Source organism: Streptomyces sp. NPDC025793, assembly GCF_055558375.1.
This window is the reverse complement of the sequence record NZ_JBVHMR010000118.1, coordinates 1-4,981: the sequence shown is the minus strand read 5'-3', so window position 1 is coordinate 4,981 and position 4,981 is coordinate 1. Positions and strand designations below refer to the sequence as shown.

The following is a 4,981-nucleotide window of genomic DNA, read 5'->3' as shown; positions in this document are numbered from 1 at the left end:
GTCAAGGACGGCGTCCACGTCAAGGACGGCATCGTCGCCAGCTTCCGCGTGGTCTGCGACCACGACGGCGGCTGGGACGAAGGCGGCCGGGGCGGAGACCGCGGCGGCGACCGCGGCGGCGACCGTGGCGGAGACCGCGGCGGCGACGGCGGCTGGGACGACTGATCCGAGACCGACCGCGCGATATGGGGCCCCGGCCTGCCGCAATCGGGCCGGGGACCCCATCTCCACCATTGTCCGACAACCCACACGCCATGCACACACCACCGGGCCCGGACATCAGGCGTCACACCCTGGCGCCCGGGCGGCGTCGTTTCGCTCACTGGCCGATCCACCTGGGGTTTCTGCACCGCGGGCGGCCCGCGGGCACGTCTGCCCGCGCCCTCGCCAGTGGCTTGCCCCCCGGCGTTTCCCCACCGCCGAACGGGTGAGATCGGAGCCGTTACGAGCCGCGCCCGCCCCGCGCTGCCCCACACCGGGACACACACGCCGCTCAAGGCGCCGCAGCGCTCCGCCGCCACGGACCACGCCTCGGACACGCAGGCCCGACACCGCGTCCGCCTTCGAACGGTGGCCCTGCTCGCCCAGGTGGTGGTGACCGGCCGGTGAGCCAGACATCTCCGGCAAGACCCTGCGCAGCGACATGTCCACCGTGTTCGCGGTGTCCGCGAAGCTCGGCGTCACCGATCGCGTCGCCGCGATCGTCCGAGCCAGGTGCGCCGGGTTCGGCGCCGGTCGGGATCGACAGCCCGAATGTCGGCGTCCGGGTCGGACAGACGCAGCGATATGCGGCGGCGTGCGACCAGGCCGGCCCCCATCAGCAGCAGGAACGGCAACCAGGCGAGCGCGTATGCGACACCGTAGTGGTGGACGTCCAGGATCGACCGGCGCGGGTCCACGTCGCTGCTGTTGACACCGAAGAACGCGAGCAGCAGTGCGGGCGGGAGCGATGACCGAACCGGCGGCGAGCGCCGCGGCCAGCACCCGGTCGCGGCGCTCGGCGTACCGCTGGGACGCCGTCTCCAGATCGACGCGGCGCGTCGCGAGCACCGCGTCCACGCGCTCGACGATGCGCGACGTGTTGGCCAGCGTGTCCGCCGGCGCCGCGACGCCGCGCAGCGACGAGTGGAAGCCTTCGACCAGCAGCTCCGGGATGAAAGTCGTATCGGCGTACGCCTCGACGCTGAAGCTCAGGTCGAGCTGGAGACCGCTGAGCCGACGCGAGAGCCGTGCGACCAGAGTGCGGGCGTCGTCCGCCGTCTCGACCACCGCGACCCGGTCGAGCTCCAGAGCCTCGAACGCCTGCCGCCGGATGCGGTGCACCGCCGCGACCGCGTTGAGGATGCCGGCCGCGGCCAGCCCGAAGGCGTTCTCCACCGGCGGCGCGTAGCCGACGATCACTGACACGCCCCTGCCGTGCGCGACCATCGTCCGGCCGGGGTTGTTCAGCGTCTCGGGCCGACGTATGCCCAGCGTGGCGCCGGTGCCGCCGTCCAGGGTGCCGCGGAGCACGATCGTCACCACGTCCGGGCCGACCGCGTCGCCGGGTACGTGCTCGGCGAGCAGCCGTCGCGCGAGCTCCGCACCAGGGAAGACGCTCTGGTGGACGTTCCGGCCCAACACGAGCGGCGGTTGGTCGGCGGGCAGGTCCGTGACGCCGTACGCGCGCAGGCGCCCGTCGAGCCACTCGGTCATCGGCGCCACCCGCGCAGCAGGATCAGCCAGATGGGGCGGTTGCGCGTCACCAGTTTCTCCATGTCCGAGGTGCCGCGGCCTGCGGATGACTACCGAATCGGCACTACGCCAAGGGGCGCCGATCAGGCCCCACCCCACATGTCCTCCTCGGCTCCCGCGCCGTCGTCGCAGTCGCCGAGGTCGTCCGATTCGACGACCCGGCCTCCTCGTCCAGCGCTTCCGCGCCGCGGGGAGGGCGGACGGGCACCGCGCCATCGCCCACGTAGGTCTCCGCACCGCGTCCAGGACCAGTTCGTCGTATTTGCAGCCGTACTGGCCGTACGGCGCGCGGGCGTCGGCCGACATGTTCGCCCAGTACGCCATCTCGTACCCGGCGCCCCAGCCGACGCGCTCGGCCGGGTCAGGCATGCACGCCACGCTTCGTTCCGCACCCGGCGGGCCCCTGTCCACTTTTCGAGGGGTTCTCTTCTCGCCCCCGCCATCCGACAATGCGCATGCCAAGTCTGGTAACGCTCCGGCACGGAGAGGATCCCCCCACATGAACAGACCTTCTCTCATCGCCGCTCTATCAGCAGGAAGTCTCGCCGTCATCACGTTCCTCGGCGTGACCGCCGCACCGGCCGAGGCCGCGACAAGGCCTGCGGACGCACAGGTCAGCTTCGCCGGGACCGTGGCGTTGGACGACTGCTCCGGATCCGTCGTACGCTCCCCCGCCGCGGCGGATGACGACCCGGCGATGGTCATGACCAACGGGCACTGCCTGGAGAGCGGAATGCCCGCCGCGGGGCAGGTCATCACCGACCAGCCGTCCAGCCGTACGTTCACGCTGCTGGACGCCGGCGCGAACCCGGTCGGCACGTTGCAGGCCACCAAGGTGCTGTACGCGACGATGACCGACACCGACATAACGCTGTACCAACTGAGCAGCACCTACGCCCAGATCCGCCGGCAGTACCAGATCGACGCGTTGCCGCTGGCCACCACGCACCCGGCGCAGGGGCACGACATAGAGGTGGTCTCCGGGTACTGGCAGTCCACCTACTCCTGCGCGATAGACGGCTTCGCCCACGAGGTGAAGGAGGCCGACTGGACCTGGAAGGACTCCGTCCGGTACACCTCCGGCTGCCACGTGATCGGCGGTACTTCGGGCTCACCGGTCATAGACACCTCGACCGGCCAGGTGGTGGCGGTCAACAACACCACCAATGAGAACGGCGAGCAGTGCACCCTGGACAACCCCTGCGAGGTGGACCAGAACGGCAACGTCACCATCCACCAGGGCATCGGCTACGCCGAGGAGACCTACCTCATCGCCCCCTGCGTGGGCTCCGGCAACCAGATGGACCTCACCCTGCCGACCTGCGCCCTCCCGAAGCCGTAACCCGTACGGACGCCCTGGCGAGCGCAGCGCCGGGGCGTTCCCCTCAGGGCCTGACAAGGGGCAGCCGGGTGGCTGCATCCGGCCACGGTCATCGACATCCGCCCGCGTCGCGCGACCGACTGGTCCATCACCGACCAGATGCGCACCCGACTCGTCACCGGCGTGATCGACATGGCGGTCCGCACCCGCGGCCGCCAGGTCGACGGCGCTGTGTTTCACACGGTCAGGGACGCGCAATAACGGCGGCACCCTACGCCGAGGTCTGCCACCGGCACGGCGCGCAGATGTCGTCGCGGTCATGCCGAAATACCGCCAGCAACCGTGCGCGCAGGGCAACACGACCGTGGCCGCGCCCTCCCTGCCGGGCGACTACTTCCATCTGATCAGGCAGCAGACTCCGGGCGGCCGAAGGCCGCTGGTGGTCTTCACCCCCAAGTCGATGCCGCGGTCGAAGGCGGCCACCTCCACCCTGGCCGAGTGCGCCCAGGAGCTCGCCGCGGAACTCACCCGCTTCCCTGCGGCCGCGAACGTGCGACGGGTGCAGGAGGAGCCGAGAACCAAGGTGCGTGGCCCCTCGTCACGCCACATCTGCACCGGTCGGCAGGACGCCCGGTGGAATGCGTCAGCCGGCCCGGAGGCACCCGCCCCCGCGGTCGGCTCCGCCCTGCGACACGCCCTGGAGCAGAGAGCCCTCGGAACATCGGTCTCCCGGTGAGCAGCGACTCTTCCAGCAAGCATCGGCTGCCCCTGAGTATCCGCTGGCAGCACGGCAGCATCGTGGAGGAGCAGCGCCGTGAGCCTGCTGGCACGCGTCAACCAGCCCTCTGGCCTGAAGAAACCGCGCCATGCGCAGCCGACCCGGCGCGCCGGGGAGATCCGCGACTTCCTGATGCGCCATGTCGCGGCCGCAGGCGTCCATCCGGGACCCAACCTCGGCACCGCGGAACTGCCCCTGGCACTGCGCCGGCTCCTCGGCTCCCCACGCAACCGACTGCCGTGGCATGTCGGGCGTCCTGCGTACGTCCACAAGGTCGCCACGGGGCAGGCCGGTGAGTTCTCCGGGCTGCGGCAGCGCGGCGGACTCTCCGGATACCTCAGCCGGGAGGAGTCCGCGCACGACCACATCGCACACTCCCCCGCATCGGTGGCCCTGTCGTACGCCGACGGCATGGCCAAGGCCGGACAGCTCGCGGCGGAGACGGGCCGGCACATCGTCACCATCGTCGGCGATCGAGCACGCACCGAGCGGCAGCCTGATAGGTCCTCACAGCCTGAGCGACTCCGCGCAGGTCCGCGACGGCGCTGCGCGTCCTGCGAGGGCGGCCGCACCTGCTCGGCGGCTGGGTGCCCTGGCGCGCCCAGGAGGAGGCGGCCATCCCGAACATCACGGCCGCCGAGGAACCCGCCGACCGCATGCAGCCGTTCAGCAAGGCCAAGCGTTCGCCCCGTACACCCCGCACCCCCACATCCCCGCCCTGCACCGACTTCCGACGGCTGGCAAGAGCCGCTCCGCCACCCGAAGACCTCCGCCTCCAAGTCCACCGCAGGGTCCCGTACCTGGCCGCCACGGCTTGCGTCCTGCTGCCAGCCGACAACACCGGCCCCGAGGAGCGCTGATTCGCCGCCGCCGTGCCGTCTCCTGCCTGGTAGAACGACGAGCAGACTTCGGCACAGCCGTTCCATTAGCACGGACCAACTCACGCATTCCACAGCGACACGCGGTCGATATGGGGTGAGCAAGCGTCAGCAGATCATTCGGAAGGGCTAATCGTCATTCAATCCGCCTTTTTCTCCGGTCACTTCACATCCCGGCCGAGCGGCGGAAGCAGCCGCATATACCCCGATCGGCCCCCTGCCGTCGACATTCCGAAATGACCGATACGACAGCCATGAGTACGTTTGATC

4 protein-coding genes are annotated in these 4,981 nt (G+C 70.5%); 3 read left to right on the top strand and 1 reads right to left on the bottom strand.

What is annotated here, in order from left to right; genetic code table 11:
• Positions 1 to 279: 279 nt before the first annotated feature.
• Positions 280 to 1,695: a hypothetical protein gene (locus ACZ4MF_RS48665; RefSeq protein ID WP_467500844.1), complete on the bottom strand. Its 1,416-nt coding sequence runs from the start codon at positions 1,693 to 1,695 to the stop codon at positions 280 to 282.
• 538 nt (positions 1,696 to 2,233) lie between these two features.
• Between ACZ4MF_RS48665 and ACZ4MF_RS48660 the strand changes: the two genes are divergently transcribed.
• The 3 genes from ACZ4MF_RS48660 to ACZ4MF_RS48650 all read left to right on the top strand — a co-directional run bounded on the left by ACZ4MF_RS48660 (position 2,234) and on the right by ACZ4MF_RS48650 (position 4,844).
• On the top strand, positions 2,234 to 3,076 hold the full coding sequence (locus tag ACZ4MF_RS48660) for a S1 family peptidase (RefSeq protein WP_467500842.1): 843 nt from the start codon (positions 2,234 to 2,236) through the stop codon (positions 3,074 to 3,076).
• A 298-nt stretch (positions 3,077 to 3,374) separates the two neighbouring features.
• Positions 3,375 to 3,791, top strand: coding sequence for a hypothetical protein (locus tag ACZ4MF_RS48655; RefSeq protein ID WP_467500840.1), 417 nt, complete (start codon positions 3,375 to 3,377; stop codon positions 3,789 to 3,791).
• Positions 3,792 to 3,869: 78 nt separating this feature from the next.
• A complete protein-coding gene (locus tag ACZ4MF_RS48650) occupies positions 3,870 to 4,844 on the top strand; it encodes a 1-deoxy-D-xylulose-5-phosphate synthase N-terminal domain-containing protein (RefSeq protein ID WP_467500838.1) in 975 nt (324 codons plus the stop codon).
• Positions 4,845 to 4,981 lie beyond the last annotated feature (137 nt).